The organism is Arthrobacter pascens, from assembly GCF_030815585.1.
In the GTDB taxonomy this organism is placed as follows: Bacteria; Actinomycetota; Actinomycetes; order Actinomycetales; family Micrococcaceae; genus Arthrobacter; species Arthrobacter pascens_A.
The window spans coordinates 353,091-373,578 of the sequence record NZ_JAUSWY010000001.1; the positions used below are offsets into that span (position 1 = coordinate 353,091).

Consider the following 20,488-nt stretch of genomic DNA (forward strand, 5'->3'; position numbering starts at 1 on the left):
TGCGCCCGGTGCCGGATGGGCGCGCCGGAGTGCCGCCCGCCACGTCACAGCGGACGGGTCTGCGGTGCCGGTTTCCCGCACGGGTAAGCGCGGAGCAACCGATTTTTGGCAAGCTTAGCTGTCATTCGATGCACAGGCAATCGTTTTCCTGAGATGGCAGGCAAACGTTTTCCTGCGACCGCTTGGACCGCGCCCAGCTGGTCACCTTCGCTTACCGCGGGTCTCGCATCACGCAAGAGGACGACGGCGGGAGCTCCCGCCGTCGTCCTTTCAGGTCCGGCCTTCCTCGGCCGCCTGTCGCGTGACTCTACCGACCCGTGGAGGCGGACTCCTGGAGCAGGCGCTGGTCATGCAGATAGCCGAACAGCTGCCGCAGCCCAAAAGACCATTCCGGCAGCTCTTCCGCACGGCCCACCCGATTGATGAGGGCTCCAAGATGGCTGCTGCGGATGGTCACAACGTCGCCCAGGTGGTGGGTGAATCCCTGCCCCGGCTCGTCCCTGTCCTGGGTCGGTGCGAAGAGGGTGCCTGTGAACAGTGCGAACCCGTCCGGATACTGGTGATGCTTGCCGAACGTTGCCGCCACCAGCTCTTCGAACGGCCGGCTGATCCTGGCCACGGAATTGCTGCCCTCCAGGCGATAGCCGTCCCCGCCTTCCACGCTCAGCAGGATCTCTTCGTTGCGCAGCGTTTCCAGGGTGAACCCGCCGTCGAACAACCGGATCAGGGGACCCATAGCGCTGGACGCGTTGTTGTCCTTCGCCTTTCCCAGCAGCAGGGCGCTCCGTCCCTCCACGTCGCGAAGGTTCACGTCGTTGCCCAGCGTGGCGCCCACAACTGTCCCTTCCGAGGTGGCAATAAGCACCAGCTCCGGCTCCGGATTGTTCCAGGAGGAGAAGGACGGGATGCCGATTCCGGCGCCCAACCCGACAGAGGAGAGCACCGGGGCCTTCGTGAAGACCTCCGGGTCCGGCCCGATCCCGACTTCCAGGTATTGAGACCAGAGGCCCTCGGCGCTCAGCACTTTCTTGGCTTCGGCAGCCGCCGGGGAGCCGGGGCGGATGGCGCCGATGCTGCCGCCGAGGGCCGTGCCCACCAGCTCCCGCACCGCCGCCGCGCGGCCGGCGTCCCCGCCGCAGCGCTCCTCGATGACCCGCTCGATCATGCTGTCCACGAACGTCACACCACAGGCCTTGATGACCTGGAGGTCCACCGGAGCCAGCAGGTGCGGACGTGCAGGGTCCTGCGTCAGGGACGCCTCGACTACCTCGGAGGTCTCCCACCGCGGCGAGGTCATTGCTGCCCGGATGTCCGCCACAAGGTCAGGGCGTTCAAGGAGTTCGGAGACCGTCCCGGCCAGATTGTGGAGGTCGAACACACTGTCCTCCTGTACCGCGACCACACGCGGGCCTGAGGTTTCCACGTCCCAGATGCGGCCGATCAGGAGAGCCCGGGCTGCGTCGTCCGGAAGCACCGATGCTCCGCCGGTGTTCAGTGGTGCGTTCATCGCTGAACCTCCCAATCAGGCAGCCGCTCCGAGTTGATGGGCCTATTGGGCCCGGTGGGCCTGCTCCACGCGCCATCCACGCGCTGCGGTACGTTCCAGGGGTTGGCGTCCTGCAAGGGTTCGGGCAGCCGCCCTTCCGGGAACGACTGGTAGGCCACAGGCCGGAGGAAGCGGCGGATTGCGGCCGTTCCCACCGACGTGGTGGCCGATGTGGTGGCGGGGTAGGGCCCGCCGTGGTGCTGGGCGTAGCTGACCGTGACTCCCGTGGGCCAGCCGTTCCAAAGCACCCGGCCGCTGATGTCCGCCAGCCCCGCAGCGAGGCCGGACACATCGTCATCCGGCTCCGACTGGAGGGTGGCAGTGAGCTGTCCCTCAAGAAGTTCCGCGAGTGCCGGGAGTTCCGATTCGTCCCCGTACTCGACAACCAGGCTGGCCGGCCCGAACATTTCCTGCCGGAGGATCGATGGAGCGTTGCGCACCGCGGCTGCCGTCGTCTGCAGCACGGTGGGCGACGGCGTCGCGGCGAAACCGCCGTCCACCAGCACCTGCACGCCGGCCGTGTCCCGGAGCTTGCGCACGGCGTCCGCATACCCCTCGTGCAGCCGCTCGCTGAGCAACGGGGCAGCGGGGAAATCCGCCAGAGCGCCGCTGAGCGCCGCACGGACCTTGTCCGACTGTCCGCCAGGGAGGAAGATCAGGCCCGGTTTGGTACAGAACTGGCCCATTCCCATGGTGAACGAACCGGCGTATCCGGCGAGGATCTCGTCGCGCCGGGACGCCCAGGCGTTCTCGGTGACGAAGACCGCGTTGATGCCGCCGAGCTCGCCGAAGAAGGGAATGGGTTCCGGCCGGGCTGCGGCACGGTTGAACAGCGCCCGTCCCCCCGCCGTCGAGCCCGTGAAGCCGATGGCTTTGACCAGTGGATGGTCCACCAGGGCCTCCGCCGCCGGGCGGCCGGTGACCAGCGAGAAGAGGCCGGACGGTGCGCCGGTGTCGTTGAGTGCCGCTGCAACGGTTGCGGCGGTGCGAAGCGCGAGGTTGAGGTGACCGTCGTGTGCCTTGTGGACGACGGCGCAGCCGGCGGCCAGCGCTGAGGCGCTGTCGCCGCCCATCACGCTGAAGGCAAAGGGGAAGTTGGACGCCCCGAAGACCCCCACGACGCCGATCGGCACGTTGTACCGGCGCAGGTCCGGCCGCGGCCCCATGCCCCAGTCCGGGTCTGCGTGGTCGATAGTGGCGTCGAAGTGCTCACCCTGTCGGATTTCCGCCGCGAAGAGCCTGAGCTGGAAGGTGGTGCGTTTCAGTTCGCCCCGGAGCCGCGCCTCGCCCAGGTGTGTTTCCTGGGCGGCCAGAGTTACCAGCCCGTCCGCGTCGTCGTCCAGACTGACGGCCACGGCGTCCAGCCAGGATGCGCGCGTGAAGGGATCGGCCGCGCGGGCCTTTTCGAAGGCTGCCTGGGCGGCCTGGACGGTGAAGATCAGGTCTGCGACGTCGGTTCTCATCGGAGCCTGCCAGTGGTGGTCAAGGAGGCACCCGTCACTGCGGCGCGGCTGCCCACTTCAACCCAGCCTGCTCCGGCGGGGAACTCCCAGCGTAACCGGGAGGCGCTGAACATTTCGGCGCCGGTGCCCGGCAACTGCGGTGCAGCGTAGCGGCCGTTGACAATCCGGACCGGCTCGGCAAAGTGCTCATGCAGGTGGTCCACGTATTCGATCATGCGTCCGTCCTGGCTTCGGCTGATAGCCGCGTAGTCGAAGAACGAGAAGTGCTGGACGAGTTCACACAGCCCCACTCCGCCGGCGTGCGGGCACACTGGTACGTCGAAGCGGGCGGCGAGCAGGAGGTTGGCGATGTTCTCGTTCACGCCGCCTACACGCGTGGAATCCAGCTGAAGAACGTCGATGGCGCCGGACTGCAATAGCTGCTTGAACACGATGCGGCTCGCGACGGCCTCGCCGGTGGCGACGCGCACAGGCGAAACGCCCTTCCGGATGAGGGCGTGGCCCAGGATGTCATCCGTGCTGGTGGGCTCCTCAATCCAGTAGGGGTTGAATTCCGCGAGCTCGTTGACCCATTCGATCGCCTCGGACACTTCCCACCGCTGGTTGGCGTCGATGGCGATGGGGAGATCGCCCACAGCTTGCCGGGCCAGGGCCATGCGGCGGCGGTCATCATTGATGTCGCCGCCCACCTTCAGCTTGACCATGGAGAAGCCGTCGGCGGCGGCCTCCTTGCTCAGCCTGACCAGCTTCTCGTCGCTGTAGCCGAGCCATCCCGGGGACGTGGTGTAAGCGGGGTAGCCGTCCGCCCTCAGGGCAGCGATCCGGACTGCCTTTCCGTCCTCGCCTGCCCGGAGTATGTCCAGCGCCTGCTGGGGGCTGAGGGCGTCGCGGATGTGGGTGAAATCGACGACATCGACAATTTCCTCGGCGGGCATCTCACTGAGCAGGAGCCACAGGGGCTTGTTTTCGCGCCGGGCACGGATGTCCCAGAGTGCGCTGACGAGCGCACCGCAGGCCATTTGGGTGACGCCCTTTTCCGGTCCGAGCCAGCGCAGCTGGGAATCGTGGATCAGTCGCTTGGATGCGCCGCCGAGGTCGTAAATGAGCTCTTCGATGTCCCGGCCGAGGAGCAGGCGGGCGTAGGCGTCGATTGCGTGCGTGAGGATTTCGTTGCCGCGTCCGCAGCTGAACACAAAGCCGTGGCCTTCGTCGCCCGCATCGGTGCGGATGACCACGTAGGCGGCGGAGTAGTCGGGGTCAACGTTGACCGCGTCGGAGCCGTCGAGTTCCAGGGACGTGGGGAAGCGTACGTCCTGGGTATGGATGGAGATGATGGAAGGCATGGAGATCTTCTCTCAGGTCTGGGTGATGAGCGGGACACGATTCCTATATAAATTCTGATAATCATATAGGAATTGCACTACAGATCAAGGGTTAGGAGCGCAAGAAATGTCCGGACGGCAAAAATCTCCGCAGGACAAAGCGAAGCCCCGGCCTGCCGGCCGGGGCTTCGCGTGGGATTCAGCTGAGGACTTCCGGATTCAGCTGACGATCCGCGTCCTGGGCGGTCCGCCGTCCTCCAGCGGTGCCAAGTCCACCTTGCCTTCGAAAGCCTGCGCGAAGCGGGTGAACGAATTCCTGATGTGCTGGGCCATGGCTTCTTCGGCGCGGTCGGGCAGGCAGGCCCTGATGGCCTCCCGTACGGCGGAGTGCTCGGCCACCGTGTTGGCGCCGTCCACGTCGGCAGCGTAGAGGCGGAAGGTGTGCAGGTGGCAGTGGGTCTGGGCGAAGGCGTGCCGCACCACCGGGTTGCCCGCTGCCGCCAGGATGGTGTCGTGGAACCGGGTGTCGTGGGCCACCAGGTCCTGCCGCAGATCGCTGCTGGCCTGCATGGTCTCCTGGAAGGCGGACAGCTCCCTTTCCAGGGCGACGGCAGGGTTGGCGAGGCGGTCCACCGCCGCAGACCGCGCCGCCCAGGGCTCCACGAGGAGCCGGAACTCAAACAGTGAGCGGAGCTCGTCCAGATCAAGCAGGGGGGTGGTGCTGTAGCCGCGTCCGGGGGTGTAAACCACCAGGTTGTCGCCTTCCAGGCGCTGGAGCACTTCCCGGACCGGCGTCTGGGAGACACCCAGGCTGCGCGAAACCGCATCGATGTTGATCCGCGTGCCGGGTTCAATTTCGCCTTTTACGATGGAGTCGCGCATGGCCGAGTAGACATCACTCATGGCGGCCTTGCCTCTGGATGGATCGGACGATTGACGAGGGGGCACGCGGAGACCTCTTTGCGTTTGGTGGTGGGAGTCGTTGTGGGAATCATAAGCCACACCCTGCGTTCCGGGCCGGTCTGGAAGTTTTCTTGGACGGGGGCTTGTCCTGGATCACAATGTATATATGATTGATCAGATTCCTATATGATTTTGGCGTCGGGTCCCCGGCGTCTTCCTGTTCCCGGTGCGCAAGCACCCGAAGCCACGTTTACGTCAAAGGAGACTGTATGACTGCTCTAGGCAGTAGGCTCGCCCCCAAACCGTCCGCCAAGGCCCCCCGCGCCATGACCCGCAAACGCTGGCTGATCATCTGGCTCGCTTTCATCGGGCTCAGTATCAATTATCTGGACCGTTCCAGCCTCAGTGTGGCCCTGCCCTTCATGGGCAAGGACTTTGAACTCACCGCCACCCAGCAGGGACTCATCTTTGCCGCATTCTTCTGGGCGTACGATTTCTGCCAGCTGGCCGCCGGCTGGTATGTCGACAAGGTCGGGCCGCGAAGGTCCTTCTCGCTGGCGGCCGTGTGGTGGTCCGTCTTCACCATGGTGACGGCCGCGGCTCAGGGCTTCTGGTCGCTGTTCGCTGCCAGGTTCCTGCTCGGTGTCGGTGAAAGCCCGGCCCCGAGTACCGCAGCCAAAGTGGTGGCCACCTGGTTCCCGGTCCGCGAGCGGGCCTTTGCCACCAGCATCTGGGATTCCGGATCCCGGGTGGGTGCGGTCATCGCGCTGCCCATCGTCACGCTGATTGTCGCGGTCACCTCGTGGCATGCGGTCTTCATCATCATCGGCGTAGCCGGCCTTATCTGGGCCGCCGTGTGGTGGAAGGTGTACCGCAGCCCCGAAGAACACCCGACGGCCAACGCTGCCGAAGTGGCTTACATCCAGGAGGGCGGCGCCCGGAGCGCGTCCAGCGACGATGCAGGAGCTGCGAAGCTCCCATGGCGGGCACTCTTCAAATACCGCACCATCCTCAGCATGATGTTCGGATTCTTCTGCCTGAACAGCGCCATCTACTTCTTCATCACCTTCTTCCCGAGCTACCTGGTGAAGGAGCGCGGATTCGACCTGCTCAAATTCGGCTTCTTCGGTGCCATCCCAGGCATTTGTGCGGTGGGATTCGGGTGGCTGGCCGGCTACGTCGCCGACCGTGCCGTACAGCGCGGAGTCTCGATAACCCGCGTCCGCAAGACCGCCATCGCCGGCGGACTGACCGGCGGTTCGGTCATCATGTTCGCTGCCCTGGTGCCCGAGGCGTGGATGGCCCTGGCGTTGCTGTCGGTAGCTTACTCCAGCCTCACTGTCGCCGCCACCGGCATCTGGTCACTGCCCGCGGATGTTGCCCCGAGTTCCCGGCACGTCGGGTCCATTGGCGGCCTCCAGAACTTCGCTTCCAACCTGGCCGGCATTTTCACGCCGATCCTGATCGGCGTGCTGGTGGATCTGACGGGTTCCTTCGTGGCGCCGCTCGCCGTCATCGGAGTCGTTTCGCTGTTGGGTGCCGCGAACTATCTGTTCATTATGGGCAAGATCGAACCGCTGAAGGTGCCGGTGCCTGCCTCGGCGTAGGACAGTAACGCAGGAGGGCGACGGCGGGACCTCCCGCCGTCGTCCTCTTAACGCCGCACGGTTGTGCGCCTTGGCGTTTCGGTCCTACCGTGGGTTCGTGCTCTCCCAGAGACCAGGAGGAACCATGTCCGGTGAGCCAGTGTTTTTTGAAATCGGCGTAGAAGACGCCCAGCGTGGTATGGCGTTCTACGGCGCGCTCTTCGGCTGGGAGTTCGCTCCCGGACCCTCCCAAGAGGGGTTTACCATCGGGACCCCAGGGATCCCCGGCGGCGTGCACGGCGGAGACCCCGGTGCCGTGCCCTATATATTCTTCCGAGTGGACGACATGGACGCTGCGTTGGACCGGGTGCGGGAACTGGGTGGCTCAGTCGATGATGCGGACCTTGCGGGCGAGGATGGTGCTGCGGAGTACGGCAGGTTCAAGCTTTGCAAGGATGATCAGGGTTCAGCCTTCGGCCTGCACCAACCTCCACGTCCGGCCGTCTAGCTTCAACCGGCTCTACGGCGCCCTCGTAAATGACCCGTGCCAGCGCGCCGTCAAGAATCTTTGCAGCCTACGCGGCCCCATTGACACTCCTCCTTCACCGGCATATCCTACAACCAAATGGTTGTAGATCTAATGAGTGATGCCGACGTCGACCGCCTCTTCCAGGCGTTCGCTGATGCTACCCGCCGGGATATTGTCCGCCGGGTTACGGTGGCTGAATATTCGGTGTCCGGCCTTGCTGCCCTCTACGCCATGAGTTTCGCTGCAGTGCAGAAGCATGTGGCGGTGTTGGAACGCGCGTCCTTGGTTACCAAGGAAAAGCGCGGAAGGGAGCAGATCGTGCGGGGCAATCATGAAGGCCTGCAGAAAGCCCGGCGACTGCTCGATGAGTATGAGGCGATCTGGCGGCAACGAGTCGGGCGGATCGCGGACATTCTGGCTGAAGGATAGGAAGGGTTCTGCAATGACAGTTATCAGTTCCACCAAGAATCTCGAGGCATTGAGCTTCACCCTTGTCGCCGAGTTTGATGCCGGCGTCGAGCGGGTCTGGCAGATCTGGGAAGACCCTCGCCAGCTTGAGCGCTGGTGGGGACCGCCCACCTGGCCTGCCACTTTCGAGGACTTCGACTTCCAGCCGGGCGGGAAGGCCGCGTACTACATGACCGGCCCCGAGGGCGAAAAGGCCGCGGGCTGGTGGCGCTTCACGGCCATCCAGGCCCCGAACAGCCTGGAGTTCGACGACGGTTTCGCCGATGACAACGGCGCTCCCGTCGAGGCCATGGGGACCACCCATGCGACCGTCACCCTCGAGGAGAACGGCGGCCGAACCCGGATGACCATCAACTCGTCCTTCGAATCCGAGGAGCAGATGGAGAAGATGGTCGACATGGGCATGGAAGAGGGCATGAAGGAGGCCGTCGGCCAGATCGATGCCATCCTTTCCGAGCACGCACGCGCCTGACGGCCCCACTGGACCATCACTGGCCGGAAACCGGACGAAAGCGAAGGGGACGACGGCGGTACCTCCCGCCGTCGTCCCCTTGCGCATGCCGGGGCCCGTGTGCTGATCATAGACACGGTGTTTGCCGGACAATCCGTGGCGAAACAACAGCAGAAGACGATCTAGGAGTAGCCGTGGCGGCGCTGACAGTATCCAGGCTTCAGGGCAGCTTCAACGTTGTGAGCGGGGTCTGGCCGCTGGTCCATATGCGCAGCTTTGAGGCCGTAACCGGACCCAAGACAGACAAATGGCTGGTCCGCACGGTCTCTGGGCTCCTGGTCACCATTGGTGTGGTCCAGTTGCTCACCCCGGACGATACCCAAAGTGTAGCTTTCGCCAAGCGCCTTGGGATCGGAACAGCAGCCACGCTGGCCGCCATCGACCTGACGTACGTGGCCAAGGGGCGGATCAGCAGGATCTACCTCCTCGATGCGGCCATCGAAGTCCTATGGATCCGCAGGTGGCAGCGGAAGCGGTAGCCCGCCGGCGCGGGTTGCCGGCGGAAGGACAATTGACGGCGTCGCGTCAGCCTTCGTCCTGTTCGGGTACTTCGATTTGGAAGCCGCAGATACACCTGAGGACGCGGGTGGAGAGGTAGACGTCCAGGGCCCAATACTGGACATTCTCTGTTGACCGGGGTCCCTGGAGGTGCCGAAGTTCTGTCCCGCTCTTTTCCATCGGTTGTCCGCAGTGCATGTACTGCCCTCCGAAGACGAGCACATTGCACTGATTGGATTCGCCAGGGGCGTAGGCGTCTGAGCTGATGGACATGTCAGGCAGCCGAGGGGTAGCTGGCCAGGATGTAGTCCGCTGCTGCGGGGCCGTTCATCCGGAGCCGGCTGTCCTGGATGTCGATTCCGTTTCGTCTCATGGCGGCGCGGAACGCGTCGTCTGGTTTGGGATCAACGCGGTCCAGGATGCACCAGCTGACGTATAGTCCGTAAAGGCAATCGGGCTGAAGCGGGCAGTCGGTGTCCGGGTCCGGAACAGTGGCTTCGTTGAGGAATCGTTCAAAGTGGGAGGTGGCCATGACGGGCTCATTTCCGCGGGTACATTATGTGCCGCCATGCGTCTACAGCGGCGTTTCTTGGCGGCCGTGCACTCGGCCGGAAGAAGTCCCGCCCTGACGGGCTGTCACTGGGACTGCTAATGAATTTACGGCTCGGGGCCGTGTATGTCCAGAGCACTGAAAAAAATCGGGAGCAGCTTGGGGACACCGCCGCGGTGGGTCTTCGCCGGGCTTCTCACGGGTCCGGTGTCGTCGCCGCGGACTCTGTCGTTCTACGCTGACCGGGCGTATTCTGGGCATGATGTGGGTCCGGAGGGTGTCCGGTCGTCCATGTGAAGCCTCGGGGGAAGGTGGCAGTGATTCAGATGTGCATCAGTGAGCTGTGGGACAGGCTCGATGCCACGACACAGAGATGGCTGGCGGAAAATCCAGGATGCCAGATCCTGCCGCGAACAGTATCGGCGAAGATCAGTATCGCGGCGGGCGGAACCATCGAGCGTGACAGGCACGGACAGATGGTGCTGTCCAAGGAGGATCGTGACTTCATCGCCGCAAAGGCATAGGCCGCCAGTGTGTAGCCCATTTTGCCTCCGGGCTGCTGGAGAAGATGGCATGACGAGGGTGAAGTCCGGGCGCTGACGCCGTTGCAGCCTGGTCGCAACCTCTGAATCCCTAGCATGGGAGCCAGGACGAAGACGTCTGTCATCCAGAGGAGTAACCATGACTGTTTATGTACAGCCCGGCCAAGAAGGATCCAAGGTCCAGTTCAAGGACCGCTACGAGAACTGGATCGGCGGCGAGTGGGTGGCTCCTACCACCGGCCAATACATCGAGAACGTCTCCCCAGTGAACGGCAAGCAGTTCACCGAGGTGGCCCGCGGTGCCGCTGCTGATGTTGAGCTGGCACTGGATGCCGCCCACAAGGCCGCCCCAGCGTGGGGCAAGGCCTCGGCCACGGAGCGCGCCGCCGTGCTGAACAGGATCGCGGATCGGATCGACGCCAACCTCGAGATGCTGGCCGTGGCCGAAACCTGGGACAACGGCAAACCCATCCGTGAAACTCTCAACGCGGACATCCCGCTCGCCGCGGACCACTTCCGCTACTTCGCCAGCGCTATCCGCGCCCAGGAAGGCCGGCTGTCCCAGCTCGACGACGACACGACGGCCTACCACTTCCACGAACCGCTCGGCGTGGTCGGACAGATCATCCCGTGGAACTTCCCCATCCTGATGGCCGTCTGGAAGCTGGCCCCGGCGCTCGCCGCAGGCAACGCCGTGGTCCTCAAGCCGGCGTCCAATACGCCGGCCTCCATCCTGGTCCTGGCCGAACTCATCGCGGACCTGCTCCCGGCGGGCCTGCTGAACATCGTCAACGGCTTCGGCACAGAGGTTGGCAAGCCGCTGGCGTCCAGCCCCCGGATCCGGAAGATCGCCTTCACCGGCGAAACATCCACGGGACGGCTGATCAGCCAGTACGCCAGCCAGAACCTGATTCCGGTCACCCTGGAACTGGGCGGCAAGAGCCCCAACATCTTCTTCAACGACGTTGCCGACTCCAGCGACGCCTTCTACGACAAGGCCCTTGAAGGCTTCACCCTGTATGCCTTCAACCAGGGCGAAGTCTGCAGCAGCCCGTCCCGCGCCCTGGTCCAGGATGGCATCTACGATTCCTTCATGGCCGACGCCGTCGCCCGGACGCAGAAAATCATCCAGGGCAACCCACTGGACACCAACACCCAGATCGGCGCCCAGGCGTCGGTAGGCCAGATGGAGAAGATCCTCTCCTACATCGATATCGGGCTCGACGAGGGCGCCAAGATCCTGGCCGGCGGTGCACAGACGGAGCTCGACGGCGATCTGGCCGGCGGCTTCTACGTCCAGCCCACCATCTTCGAGGGCAACAACAAGATGCGGATCTTCCAGGAGGAAATCTTCGGCCCCGTGCTCTCCGTGGCACGCTTTACGGACTACAACGACGCCATCAGCATCGCCAACGACACCCTGTACGGCCTTGGTGCCGGCGTCTGGTCCCGCAACGGGAACGTGGCTTACCGCGCCGGCCGCGAAATCCAGGCCGGCCGCGTCTGGGTCAACAACTACCACGCCTACCCGGCCGGTGCCGCGTTCGGCGGCTACAAGTCCTCGGGCATCGGCCGTGAGAACCACTCCATGATGCTGGACCACTACCAGCAGACCAAGAACCTCCTGGTCAGCCACTCCGAAAATAAGCTCGGCTTCTTCTAGAGCCTGAACCTCGCCGAGCACGCCCGGACCTGACCGCCTACTGCACCAGAGCTACCGGCAGCAGCACAAAAGGGCCAGTGTACGACGGCGGGACTTCCCGCCGTCGTACTCTCCTGTCAGGCAACGGCATCACGAAAGGATAAATGAATGACGAGAATGTTGATTATTGGACCTCCCGGTTCCGGCAAGGGAACGCAGGCGGAACGCATTTCGGAGCGCCTCGGCGTTGTTGCGATCTCCACCGGTGACATCTTCCGCGCCAACGTCAAGGGTGAGACGCCGCTTGGCATCGAAGCCAGGAAGTACATGGACGACGGTGACTTCGTTCCGGACACTGTCACCAACAAAATGGTGCGGGACCGGCTCAGCGAGCCCGACGTCGAGGACGGCTTCCTGCTGGACGGCTACCCCCGGACTACGGCGCAGGTGGACTACCTTGACGCGATCCTTGCCAACGGTGAGCAGAAGCTTGACGTGGTCCTGCAGCTGACTGCTGACGACGAGGAACTCGTTGCACGCCTTCTGGGCCGTGCCAAGGAAACCGGCCGGAGCGACGACACCGAGGCCGTCATCCAGCACCGGCTGGACCTGTACCACGAGCAGACCGAGGCCGTTGTGGCCAAGTATGCCGGGCGGGGCATACTGACCAAGGTTGACGGCATTGGAGGGATCGACGAGGTGACTAACCGCGTGTTGGGCGCCATCGAAAACCTAAGCAGTGTCTCCATCGTAAGCACGCGGTAGTCCCGCGACGCAAAAGGCCAGAGGACGACGACGGGTGCTCCCGCCGTCGTCCTCTCTTTGCGGGAGAGTCCTGGCCCGAGGCTTCGGTCATGGCCGAACATTCCACGTCAGGGCAGGCTCGCTGATTTCCGGGGAGCACGCTTCATAGGCTGCGGCAGCGATGGCGAGATCCTCCCACGGCATGCCTGTCGTCTTGAACACCGCGGGCCGGTCCTCCCGGGCGTGGATACGACCGGACATCATATCCGCCAGGGTGTTGAGACTCTCCGGCCCGGCAATGGCGCCGGAGGTCAATGCCTGGATGATGTCGCCGGCCTCGTTGAGGGAACTCCGGAGGGATTCGACGTAGATGCCTGCACGGGACATCAGGGCGTCATCCAGTTCACGCCTTCCCGGTTCATGTGAACCCATGGCGACGACGACCGCCGTGTCCTTCACCCTCGAACCGTCAAAGAGCGGCTCGGCTGAACCGGTACAGCAGATGATCAGCTCGGCATCAGCCACCTTGTCCGCGCTTGAAACATGGGCGTTCAGCCCGATTTGAGAGGCACGTTCGGCCAGAGCCCTCGAGGCGGCTGCATTCCGCCCCACAACTCCGATGCTGGTTAGCGCAAAGACGCTGTCAAAAGCCTTGATGTGCTCCCATGCCTGCGGTCCGGTGCCGAAGACCAGGAGACTCTTGGGGCACGGCGAGGAGAGCCGCAAAGCGCCCAAGGCAGACACAGCCGGCGTGCGGAGGTTTGTCAGTGCCGTGCCGTCAATTACTGCCAAGGGCCGTTGGTCGGAGCCGCCGAAGAGCGCGTACAGGCCCTGAACCACGGGGAGCCCGGCGGATGCATTGTCAGGGCTGATCGTAAGGACCTTCGTTCCGGCGTAGTGGCTGGAGGTGGACGGCATCTGCAGCAGTTGTCCCCTGCTGGTGGCCAGTCTCGTGCGTAGACCATCATGCTCGGGATCGAAACCGTCCAGCAGGAAGTTTTCCAGCTCCCTGACTGCGTCGGGGATGGTGACCGTCTTCCCGAGGTCGGATCCGCTGATGAAGATGGGGGCTGGTTGAGTCATGTCCTATACCAACACGTCGATCGCTTCGGTGGCTGCCTTTGGCGTCTGGCGGCGCAGCCGCATGGCTTCCAGGACGCGGTTTTTCGCCAGGGCGTAGGCGGCTTCATGGGGGGTCAGGCCGGCTTTGGCGCTCTCGTCCAGCACAGCGATCGTGTTGGCGCGCAGCTTCGTGGAGATCATGGCGAAGATGTCGGCGGGCTCCACCACGAAAGGCGAGTACCGGGCGGCCATGGAGTGCGCGGCGGCCACGATGCCGCCGGCATTGGCAATGAAATCCGGGACGACGGCGATGCCACGTTCGTGAAGGATGCCACGGGAACTGATGGATGTTGGAAGGTTCGCGCCCTCAACCACAAGTTTGACGTTGGTGGAGGCCGCGATGACGTCCGTGACGGTGTCTTCCCGCGCGGCGGGGACCAGGATGTCCGCGTCCACGGTCAGGGCGAACTCTGCCGGCAGCACCGTACCGTAGTGGTTCACACAGGCGTCCCCGGCTCCGGCCCGGAGCCTGACGAGCCTATCCACATCAAGACCGTCAGGGTCGTGGACCGCACCGACAGCCGTCGAGACAGCAACCACCACCGCCCCCAGTTCCACCAGACGGGTTGCTGCGGCCTGGCCCACCGCACCGAATCCCTGGATCGCCACGCGGGATCCCTTCAGGGTGATATTCCGGCTCTGGGCTGCGGCGTCCACGGCTTCAGCTACGCCGTACCCGGTCACGCCCAGTTGATCGTAGGGCAGGCCGCCCAGGGCCCGGGGAAGTCCAGTAGAGGCTCCGCGATCCCCAAGTTCGTCAAGGAATATCGCCGCGTCCTCCTCGGAGAGTCCCATGTCGAGTCCGAAGACGTACTCAGCCGGGACCTCGTTCGACAGCGTCCGGGCAAAGGCACGCAATATCGCCTCCTTGTCCGGGCTATTGGGATCGCCCAGAATGCCGGCCTTGGCACCGCCGTGGAACAGATCGACAGCCGCCCACTTCCATGTCATTGTCCGCGCGAGGCGTGCCACTTCCTGCACCGTAAGCGTGGGGCTCATCCTGGTCCCGCCCTTGCCCGTTCCCCGGGCTGTGTTGTCCAGGACCAGGACTCCGCGCATGCCCGTCCTGCGGTCCGACACAACAACTATCTTTTCCGGACCCCACTCGTCGATCAGGCCAAATACGCTGTCAGTCACTTTAGATCCATCTCTTTTCCGGAAGCATTAGTAATTACTAACCAGCTTGCAGCCCGTATCTACACGGGCGCCAGCCTCCGAGTGCCACAGTTGGTCCAGCTGGCATAAGCAATCCTTGCCCTGAAGGTCAGGCTGGGGCATGAGGAAAATCAGCCCAGTTTCAGCCGACGGACACATGTTCCATCCGGTCCGCCGCAGCGGCTGAAGAACCCTTCAGCGCGCTGATGGCCCCCTGGACGGCGGGGTTGACACTGGTTGGGGGATAGAGGGCCACAACGTGCCGCCGGACCGCAAGGTCCCGCACAGTGGCAGTGGCAATGCCATCGCTGCCCACGTGGGCCAGCGCGGGAATGACCCCGATCCCCAGTCCGGACCGGACGAATCCACGGATCACGTCGTAATCGTCACTGCGGAACTTTACAACGGGCTCGAACCCCTCGGCGGCGCATGCCCGTCGCAGTGAGCGTGCCCCTGAGGTCCTTATCCCGGTGGAAACCCAGGTTTCGGATTTCAGCTCTGCGAGGGAAATATCAGATCCCGCCATGCTGTGGCCGGCAGGCAGAAGAAGCACCAGCTCTTCACTGAGCAGCTTTGTGGAGCGCAGGGCCTTGGGCCAGGCGTGGGGCACAAGATCGTAGTGATAGACCAAGGCGAGATCCAGATCCCGGTCAATCAACAGGGGGACCAGCTTTTCCGGTTCTCCCTCATCAAGTTCGATCTCCACATTTTCATGGGACTGCACGAAGACAGACAGGGCCAACGGCAGCAATTGTTGGCTCGCCGTGGGAAAACTGCCCAGCCTGACCCTCCCCACGCTTCCTTCGGACATTGCCTGCACCTCGTCCTCAAACTCTCCGAACGCGGCCAGGACCTCCTGCGCCCGCTGGGCCAGGAAGTCGGCGGTGGGTGTCGGCCTGATGCCGTGGGCGTCCCGTTCGAACAGCGAGACTTTCGCTGCCCGTTCCAGGCTGGCCATCTGCTGGGAAACGGCCGATCCCGTGTACCCGAGCCGGCGGGCAGCTTCGGCAAACGACCCGGTGCGCAGCACAGCGATCAGGGTTCTCAGATGCAACGGATTCAGCATAAGGCCAGCTAACCGTATTGAGGCTCGAGGCGCAAAGATTCGGTGCTGCCCCTGATTAACTGTTTTCGCGTATAGCCACACACCGTGATTAAAATCTCGATGCAGCGCAAGATTTCCTTATGCCAGGGTCAACACTGGTCATTCTGAAACGCTTCCGTGGCCTTCTGTCCTCGGGCATAGTCAAGCAGACAAGCCGGGCAACTTTAGGTCATTGACTGTTGGGGACGATGCCGTAGCCGTGGCCCCGCCGGGGCTTGCCTTCCCACACCCATGTATTCCATGAGTCAACCCGTAGGAGCACACCCAGCAATGCCGCCATCCATGCATGAGAAGCCCCTGACAAAACCACTGGCCATCCAGCTTGAGTCCGTAGCCAAGAAATATGGGGATCACACGGTCATCAACAACGTCTCGCTGTCGGTGCGGGAGGGGGAGGTGACGGCCATCATCGGTCCCAGTGGTGCGGGCAAGAGCACTCTGCTGCGCTGCATCAATCTTCTGGAACGCCCTGACACAGGATGTATCACGGTGGAGGGCAGCCAGATCGATGCCAGCACCAACTTCACCGCTAAGGACCTGGCTGCCCTGCGACGGAACGTCGGAATGGTTTTCCAGTCTTTCAACCTCTTCCCGCACCTGAACGTCCTGCGCAACGTGAGTCTTGCGCAGGAGCGCGTCCTGGGACGCTCACGCCAGGAAGCCGATGTCCGCTCCATGAAACTGCTGGAGCGTGTGGGCCTGGCCGACAAGGCCAAACAGTACCCGTCCCGCTGTTCCGGCGGCCAGCAACAACGTATCGCCATCGCACGGGCGCTGGCCTTGGACCCGCGCGTCATGCTCTTCGATGAACCCACGTCAGCCCTGGACCCTGAGGTCGGCCTCGAGGTCCTGGCAGTGATGAAGGAACTGGCTGCGGAGGGCATGACCATGGTCGTGGTGACCCACGAAATGCAGTTTGCCCGGGACGTCTCCGATCATTTGGTGGTCATGGCCAACGGGGCGATCCTGGAAGAAGGCGACCCGGAAGAGATCTTCACCAATCCCGTCCAGACGCGCACCCGCGAATTCCTCCGCGCCGTATTGGAGCGCTGACGCCAATGGATACTTTCCTGACCATCCTTCAGGGCGTCCCGATGACCATTGGGCTGACGGTCGCTGCCCTTGCCATCGGCGCCGTCGGAGGCATCCCGCTGGCGCTGGGCCGCCGCTCGAACATTCCAGGGATCAGGTTCGTTGCCGTGTCCCTGATCGAAGTCCTGCGCGGCATCCCGCCGATCGTCTGGCTGTTCATCATCTACTTCGGCCTCGGTACGGCCTTGCCGATGCTGGATCCCCTCACTTCGGCCATCATCGGCCTGGGACTGATTTCCTGCGCCTATATGGCCGAGATCTACCGGGGTGGCCTTTCGGCCATTACCCGGGGCCAGTGGGAAGCCGGCGAAGCGCTCGGCATGGGCAGACAGTCGGTGCTGACGTTCATCATCGGCCCCCAGGTCTTCCGTGTATCGGTTCCGGCCGCGGCGAGCTACGCCATCGGACTGATCAAAGACTCGTCAGTGGCCTACACCATCGGCGTTTCCGAAATCGTGTACTTCGCCAACGACCAGTCCCGCCAAAGTTCGGACGCCCTCGGTCCGTTCTTCCTTGCGGCCCTGGTGTACGTCATCATGACCATCCCCTGCGCCTGGGTGACCCGGGCCCTTGACGCCCGGCTGCGGAAGCGAGTAGCACGATGAATATCCTCAATGACTGGCCCTCGTACCTGCCCGGGCTGCTGGGCGGCCTGGGTGTCAGCGTCCAGGTAGCCCTGCTGAGCCTGCTCATCGGTGTGCCCGGCGGCCTGCTGCTGGCAATTGGTGCGGGCAGCAAGAAAAAATTCGTCAGGATCCTCATCATCGGCATTGTGGAGATCGGCCGCGGAACGCCGGCGCTGGTGGTCCTGCAGATCTTTTACTTCGGGCTTCCTGCCAGCGGCATGACGCTGACGTCGACAGCCGCGAGCGTCGTCGCGTTGGCTACGACCACTGCCGCGTACACCAGCGAAATCCTGCGTGGCGGATTACAGGCAGTCCCCCAGGGCGAGGTGGAAGCTGCCGGCGCGCTGGGTATGAACCGGCGTGACACGCTGCGGTTCATCGTCATTCCCCAGGGCTTCAGGGTGGCGATCCCGTCCCTCATTGGCTTCGCCATCCTGATATTCCAGGCCACATCCCTGGCGTACACGGTGGCGTTGCCGGAACTGCTCAGCCAGGCGTATTCGATCGGTTCCTCCACGTTCAACTACCTCAGCGTGCTGGTTCTGGCAGGCCTCATGTATGCCGCCATCACCATTCCAGCCAGCTGGCTCACCAGCAGGGCAGAAAAACGTCTCGCCCGTCACCTCTAAGCACGCACCCCAAGGAGAAACCATGAAGAACCAGAAAACCGCCTTCCTTGCAGCGCTCGCCTTCGGGGCCACGGCCCTGAGCGGCTGCAGCGCCGCCGCCACCGCCCAGAACGCGGACTGCAAGCCTGCCCATACATTCCCGACCGTTGCCGAAGGCAAACTCTCAGTGGTCCTGTACGACCTGCCCCCGTTCTCGAAGCTTGAAGGCAACAAAGTGACCGGTGTCGACGGCGACATTGTGAACGCCATCGCCGAGATGGAATGCCTGACAGTTTCGGCGAAATCCGTTGCCACTGCAGCGAACATCCCCACTGTCCAGGCCGGCCGGGCCGACGTGTCCATCGCGGCGTGGTACCGCACAGCTTCCCGGGCTGAGATCGTGGGCCTCACCGACCCGATTTATACGGACCAGATGGCCATCATCTCCAAGGACGGGCTGGATGACGCCGAGCAACTCAAGGGCAAGAGCGTCGGGACCGTGGACGGGTACCTGTGGGTGGACGACATGAAGAAGCTCCTCGGAGATTCCCTCAAGGTCTACCCGACCACGCTGAACATGAACCAGGACCTTGCTGCCGGCCGTATCGACGTCGGAATCGATAGCTACGGTTCAGCCCAGTTCAACAAAAAGGGCGATCTCAAAGTCGCCGTGATCAAGCCCCATGAGGCCATTGCCGCGTCCAAGGAAGCGGCACAGATCGCCATCCCCGTTCCGCAGAAGAATACCGAACTGCTGGCGGCCCTGAACGCCGACCTGAAGACGCTGCGGGAAAGCGGAAAGCTCGAGGAAATCCTCAAGGCCAACGGCCTGGACGCTTCCGCGGCGGACACCGGTGAGGCGCGCCTCATCAAGTAGGCCCCGTGGCGGCACAGCACCTGCGGTTGACGCACAAGGTGCTGTGCCGCTGCGGTGTGGCAACAGCGAAGCGGCGGGCCCTGATGGGACCGCCGCTTCGTGTTCCTGCCGGGAGGGACTACACAGCGGGAGGGACTGGACGCCGGAAGGGCTAGACGCCGCGGCCTGGAGTGAGGATTCCCTGGGGGTCAAAGGCGTGCTTGATCCGCTGGTGCGCTGCCCGGGTGGCAGGATCCAGCTGCTTGGTGAGTGACCCGAATTTGAGCGATCCGACGCCATGTTCACCGCTGAGCGTTCCGCCCAGGCTCAGCGCCCTGTCTGTGATGAGGTCCAGGATCCGTTCCGCTGCCGCGTACGCCCCGGCCGACTCATCGGTTATGACGACGGAAGGGTGGAGGTTTCCATCGCCGGCATGCGCGAACGTGGGTATGGCCACGCCCTCGTCCGCACTGATTTTCTCCAGCGCCTCGAACATGTCGGCCAGCCGGGCGATTGGAACGGCGACGTCGCAGGACGCGCGCAGGCCCCTGGCATCAAGCGCCTTACCGGAGACCCGGCGTGCTTCAAGGAGTACGTCGCCTTCGGCCTGTTCCACATCGGTGGCTCCTGCTTCCCTGCAGAGCCATGCAGCCACCGCAGCGTCTTCCTCCGAACTGACCGAAATGAACTGACCGACGAGTATTGCCGCCCCGTCGGTGGACAGTCCCGTGGGATGGAACTTTTCAACGATCTCCACGCTGGCCCGGTCCATCAGTTCGAGGACCTCGGGGACCACGGAGCTGTTCATGATCGCGGTCACCGCCCTGCCCGCGGAGGAGGCTGAGGGAAATGTTGCGCGGAAGGTGACTGCTTTGCCGGCTGGGCGGGGCACGAGCCTGACGGTCGCGGCGGTAACGATCCCCAGGGTTCCTTCAGAGCCGACAAAAAGGCTGGTGAGGTCGTATCCCACCACGTTCTTGCGCGTTGTTGAACCGGTGCGGATGATTTCGCCGTCGGCCAGCACAACCTCCAGGCCAGCCACGCTGTCGGTGGTTACGCCGTACTTCACGCAGCGGAGCCCGCCGGCGTTTGTGGCAATGTTGCCGCCGATTGTTGACTGGCGGTAGCTGGCGGGGTCGGGGGCGTACATCAGGCCGAATTCGGCGGCGGCAGCGTCGATGTCCGCGGTGATGACTCCGGCCTGGACCTCCGCCAATCGATTGCCGGGATCGATGCTGAGAATGGTGTCCATTTCTGCAAGCGAAATGACCAGACCCTCAGCGTAGGCGACGGCGCCGCCGGCCAGGCCGGTGCCGGCGCCACGGACGGAAACGGGGATGTTGTTTCGCCCCGCCCAGCGGACCCCGGCTGCCACATCCTCCGTGCTCCGGGCGGTGAGGACAGCGAGCGGCAGTCCCTGGGGTGCCGCCCGGGAGGCGTCCGTACTGTAGCGAACCAGCTCGGCCGGGTCTGTCAAAATCCTGCCTGCGAGCTCTGCTGCCAGTTCTTTGGTTGTGATCATGGCTGGTGGTCTTCCTTTGGCTGGTGGTATTTCTTAGGACCCTGCGGGACGAAAATATGCGGCGGCCGCCCCGAAGGCGGCCACCGCATATTTCGGTC

At 63.8% G+C, this 20,488-nt stretch carries 22 protein-coding genes; 12 read left to right on the forward strand and 10 right to left on the reverse strand.

From position 1 onward, the window contains the following. Positions 1 to 307: 307 nt before the first annotated feature. The 4 genes from QFZ30_RS01675 to QFZ30_RS01690 form a co-directional block, all read right to left on the reverse strand. Positions 308 to 1,507: a fumarylacetoacetate hydrolase family protein gene (locus QFZ30_RS01675; protein ID WP_307072877.1), complete on the reverse strand. Its 1,200-nt coding sequence runs from the start codon at positions 1,505 to 1,507 to the stop codon at positions 308 to 310. After that, positions 1,504 to 3,009 carry an aldehyde dehydrogenase (NADP(+)) gene (locus QFZ30_RS01680; protein WP_307072879.1) on the reverse strand — a complete coding sequence of 502 codons (1,506 nt, stop codon included), beginning with the start codon at positions 3,007 to 3,009 and terminating at the stop codon, positions 1,504 to 1,506. The genes QFZ30_RS01675 and QFZ30_RS01680 overlap by 4 nt, the downstream gene beginning before the upstream one ends. Then, positions 3,006 to 4,352, reverse strand: a complete 1,347-nt coding sequence (locus QFZ30_RS01685) for an enolase C-terminal domain-like protein (RefSeq protein WP_307072881.1) — start codon at positions 4,350 to 4,352, stop codon at positions 3,006 to 3,008. The genes QFZ30_RS01680 and QFZ30_RS01685 overlap by 4 nt, the downstream gene beginning before the upstream one ends. 198 nt (positions 4,353 to 4,550) lie before the next feature. Continuing rightward, on the reverse strand, positions 4,551 to 5,234 hold the full coding sequence (locus tag QFZ30_RS01690; RefSeq protein ID WP_307072882.1) for a GntR family transcriptional regulator: 684 nt from the start codon (positions 5,232 to 5,234) through the stop codon (positions 4,551 to 4,553). A 269-nt stretch (positions 5,235 to 5,503) separates the two neighbouring features. Between QFZ30_RS01690 and QFZ30_RS01695 the strand changes: the two genes are divergently transcribed. The 5 genes from QFZ30_RS01695 (at position 5,504) to QFZ30_RS01715 (ending at position 8,807) form a co-directional block, all read left to right on the forward strand. Continuing rightward, entirely contained in the window at positions 5,504 to 6,841 is a 1,338-nt protein-coding gene (locus tag QFZ30_RS01695; RefSeq protein ID WP_307072884.1) for an MFS transporter, read from the forward strand. Positions 6,842 to 6,965: 124 nt separating this feature from the next. After that, positions 6,966 to 7,328, forward strand: a complete 363-nt coding sequence (locus QFZ30_RS01700) for a VOC family protein (RefSeq protein ID WP_307072886.1) — start codon at positions 6,966 to 6,968, stop codon at positions 7,326 to 7,328. 117 nt (positions 7,329 to 7,445) lie between these two features. Continuing rightward, the gene (locus tag QFZ30_RS01705; RefSeq protein WP_307072888.1) at positions 7,446 to 7,778 is read left to right on the forward strand and encodes an ArsR/SmtB family transcription factor; all 333 of its coding nucleotides are present in this window, start codon (positions 7,446 to 7,448) and stop codon (positions 7,776 to 7,778) included. Positions 7,779 to 7,791: 13 nt separating this feature from the next. Then, positions 7,792 to 8,289, forward strand: a complete 498-nt coding sequence (locus tag QFZ30_RS01710; protein ID WP_307072890.1) for an SRPBCC family protein — start codon at positions 7,792 to 7,794, stop codon at positions 8,287 to 8,289. A gap of 173 nt (positions 8,290 to 8,462) precedes the next feature. Then, positions 8,463 to 8,807: a hypothetical protein gene (locus QFZ30_RS01715; protein WP_307072892.1), complete on the forward strand. Its 345-nt coding sequence runs from the start codon at positions 8,463 to 8,465 to the stop codon at positions 8,805 to 8,807. A 46-nt stretch (positions 8,808 to 8,853) separates the two neighbouring features. On the opposite strand, the gene QFZ30_RS01720 is transcribed toward QFZ30_RS01715, so the two are convergent. Both QFZ30_RS01720 and QFZ30_RS01725 read right to left on the reverse strand, forming a co-directional pair. Further along, positions 8,854 to 9,099 carry a hypothetical protein gene (locus QFZ30_RS01720; RefSeq protein ID WP_307072894.1) on the reverse strand — a complete coding sequence of 82 codons (246 nt, stop codon included), beginning with the start codon at positions 9,097 to 9,099 and terminating at the stop codon, positions 8,854 to 8,856. A 1-nt stretch (position 9,100) separates the two neighbouring features. Continuing rightward, entirely contained in the window at positions 9,101 to 9,358 is a 258-nt protein-coding gene (locus QFZ30_RS01725; RefSeq protein ID WP_307072896.1) for a hypothetical protein, read from the reverse strand. Between the two features lie 344 nt (positions 9,359 to 9,702). Between QFZ30_RS01725 and QFZ30_RS01730 the strand changes: the two genes are divergently transcribed. The 3 genes from QFZ30_RS01730 (at position 9,703) to QFZ30_RS01740 (ending at position 12,325) form a co-directional block, all read left to right on the forward strand. Next, positions 9,703 to 9,900, forward strand: a complete 198-nt coding sequence (locus tag QFZ30_RS01730; RefSeq protein ID WP_307072898.1) for a hypothetical protein — start codon at positions 9,703 to 9,705, stop codon at positions 9,898 to 9,900. A gap of 157 nt (positions 9,901 to 10,057) precedes the next feature. Continuing rightward, positions 10,058 to 11,581, forward strand: coding sequence for an acetaldehyde dehydrogenase ExaC (gene exaC / locus QFZ30_RS01735; protein WP_307072900.1), 1,524 nt, complete (start codon positions 10,058 to 10,060; stop codon positions 11,579 to 11,581). Between the two features lie 156 nt (positions 11,582 to 11,737). After that, complete coding sequence (locus tag QFZ30_RS01740) at positions 11,738 to 12,325, forward strand: adenylate kinase (RefSeq protein WP_307079976.1); 588 nt, start codon at positions 11,738 to 11,740, stop codon at positions 12,323 to 12,325. A gap of 87 nt (positions 12,326 to 12,412) precedes the next feature. Here the strand turns inward: QFZ30_RS01740 and QFZ30_RS01745 are convergent, their stop codons facing one another. The 3 genes from QFZ30_RS01745 to QFZ30_RS01755 form a co-directional block, all read right to left on the reverse strand. After that, a complete protein-coding gene (locus QFZ30_RS01745; protein WP_307072901.1) occupies positions 12,413 to 13,387 on the reverse strand; it encodes an ornithine cyclodeaminase family protein in 975 nt (324 codons plus the stop codon). A gap of 3 nt (positions 13,388 to 13,390) precedes the next feature. Next, a complete protein-coding gene (locus QFZ30_RS01750; protein ID WP_307072903.1) occupies positions 13,391 to 14,563 on the reverse strand; it encodes a Glu/Leu/Phe/Val family dehydrogenase in 1,173 nt (390 codons plus the stop codon). A gap of 160 nt (positions 14,564 to 14,723) precedes the next feature. Next, positions 14,724 to 15,635: a LysR family transcriptional regulator gene (locus QFZ30_RS01755; protein ID WP_307072905.1), complete on the reverse strand. Its 912-nt coding sequence runs from the start codon at positions 15,633 to 15,635 to the stop codon at positions 14,724 to 14,726. A 333-nt stretch (positions 15,636 to 15,968) separates the two neighbouring features. Between QFZ30_RS01755 and QFZ30_RS01760 the strand changes: the two genes are divergently transcribed. From QFZ30_RS01760 to QFZ30_RS01775, 4 genes are read left to right on the forward strand one after another with little or no spacing between them, the layout of a single operon-like run. Further along, complete coding sequence (locus tag QFZ30_RS01760) at positions 15,969 to 16,739, forward strand: amino acid ABC transporter ATP-binding protein (protein WP_307072907.1); 771 nt, start codon at positions 15,969 to 15,971, stop codon at positions 16,737 to 16,739. Positions 16,740 to 16,744: 5 nt separating this feature from the next. Next, complete coding sequence (locus tag QFZ30_RS01765) at positions 16,745 to 17,383, forward strand: amino acid ABC transporter permease (RefSeq protein WP_307072909.1); 639 nt, start codon at positions 16,745 to 16,747, stop codon at positions 17,381 to 17,383. Beyond that, complete coding sequence (locus tag QFZ30_RS01770) at positions 17,380 to 18,033, forward strand: amino acid ABC transporter permease (protein ID WP_307072911.1); 654 nt, start codon at positions 17,380 to 17,382, stop codon at positions 18,031 to 18,033. The genes QFZ30_RS01765 and QFZ30_RS01770 overlap by 4 nt, the downstream gene beginning before the upstream one ends. A 22-nt stretch (positions 18,034 to 18,055) precedes the next feature. Next, positions 18,056 to 18,889, forward strand: a complete 834-nt coding sequence (locus QFZ30_RS01775; protein WP_307072913.1) for a substrate-binding periplasmic protein — start codon at positions 18,056 to 18,058, stop codon at positions 18,887 to 18,889. 151 nt (positions 18,890 to 19,040) lie between these two features. Here QFZ30_RS01775 and QFZ30_RS01780 read toward each other — a convergent pair whose 3' ends face one another. After that, on the reverse strand, positions 19,041 to 20,390 hold the full coding sequence (locus QFZ30_RS01780; protein WP_307072915.1) for an FAD-binding oxidoreductase: 1,350 nt from the start codon (positions 20,388 to 20,390) through the stop codon (positions 19,041 to 19,043). Between the last annotated feature and the right edge of the window lie 98 nt (positions 20,391 to 20,488).

What these genes read in the sequence shown, in the direction of transcription:
- QFZ30_RS01675 (WP_307072877.1), bottom strand. Translation starts at nt 1,507, where the DNA reads ATGAACGCACCACTGAACACCGGCGGAGCATCGGTGCTTCCGGACGAC.
- QFZ30_RS01680 (WP_307072879.1), bottom strand. Translation starts at nt 3,009, where the DNA reads ATGAGAACCGACGTCGCAGACCTGATCTTCACCGTCCAGGCCGCCCAG.
- QFZ30_RS01685 (WP_307072881.1), bottom strand. Translation starts at nt 4,352, where the DNA reads ATGCCTTCCATCATCTCCATCCATACCCAGGACGTACGCTTCCCCACG.
- QFZ30_RS01690 (WP_307072882.1), bottom strand. Translation starts at nt 5,234, where the DNA reads ATGAGTGATGTCTACTCGGCCATGCGCGACTCCATCGTAAAAGGCGAA.
- QFZ30_RS01695 (WP_307072884.1), top strand. Translation starts at nt 5,504, where the DNA reads ATGACTGCTCTAGGCAGTAGGCTCGCCCCCAAACCGTCCGCCAAGGCC.
- QFZ30_RS01700 (WP_307072886.1), top strand. Translation starts at nt 6,966, where the DNA reads ATGTCCGGTGAGCCAGTGTTTTTTGAAATCGGCGTAGAAGACGCCCAG.
- QFZ30_RS01705 (WP_307072888.1), top strand. Translation starts at nt 7,446, where the DNA reads ATGGTTGTAGATCTAATGAGTGATGCCGACGTCGACCGCCTCTTCCAG.
- QFZ30_RS01710 (WP_307072890.1), top strand. Translation starts at nt 7,792, where the DNA reads ATGACAGTTATCAGTTCCACCAAGAATCTCGAGGCATTGAGCTTCACC.
- QFZ30_RS01720 (WP_307072894.1), bottom strand. Translation starts at nt 9,099, where the DNA reads ATGTCCATCAGCTCAGACGCCTACGCCCCTGGCGAATCCAATCAGTGC.
- QFZ30_RS01725 (WP_307072896.1), bottom strand. Translation starts at nt 9,358, where the DNA reads ATGGCCACCTCCCACTTTGAACGATTCCTCAACGAAGCCACTGTTCCG.
- QFZ30_RS01730 (WP_307072898.1), top strand. Translation starts at nt 9,703, where the DNA reads ATGTGCATCAGTGAGCTGTGGGACAGGCTCGATGCCACGACACAGAGA.
- exaC (WP_307072900.1), top strand. Translation starts at nt 10,058, where the DNA reads ATGACTGTTTATGTACAGCCCGGCCAAGAAGGATCCAAGGTCCAGTTC.
- QFZ30_RS01740 (WP_307079976.1), top strand. Translation starts at nt 11,738, where the DNA reads ATGTTGATTATTGGACCTCCCGGTTCCGGCAAGGGAACGCAGGCGGAA.
- QFZ30_RS01745 (WP_307072901.1), bottom strand. Translation starts at nt 13,387, where the DNA reads ATGACTCAACCAGCCCCCATCTTCATCAGCGGATCCGACCTCGGGAAG.
- QFZ30_RS01760 (WP_307072907.1), top strand. Translation starts at nt 15,969, where the DNA reads ATGCATGAGAAGCCCCTGACAAAACCACTGGCCATCCAGCTTGAGTCC.
- QFZ30_RS01765 (WP_307072909.1), top strand. Translation starts at nt 16,745, where the DNA reads ATGGATACTTTCCTGACCATCCTTCAGGGCGTCCCGATGACCATTGGG.
- QFZ30_RS01770 (WP_307072911.1), top strand. Translation starts at nt 17,380, where the DNA reads ATGAATATCCTCAATGACTGGCCCTCGTACCTGCCCGGGCTGCTGGGC.
- QFZ30_RS01775 (WP_307072913.1), top strand. Translation starts at nt 18,056, where the DNA reads ATGAAGAACCAGAAAACCGCCTTCCTTGCAGCGCTCGCCTTCGGGGCC.
- QFZ30_RS01780 (WP_307072915.1), bottom strand. Translation starts at nt 20,390, where the DNA reads ATGATCACAACCAAAGAACTGGCAGCAGAGCTCGCAGGCAGGATTTTG.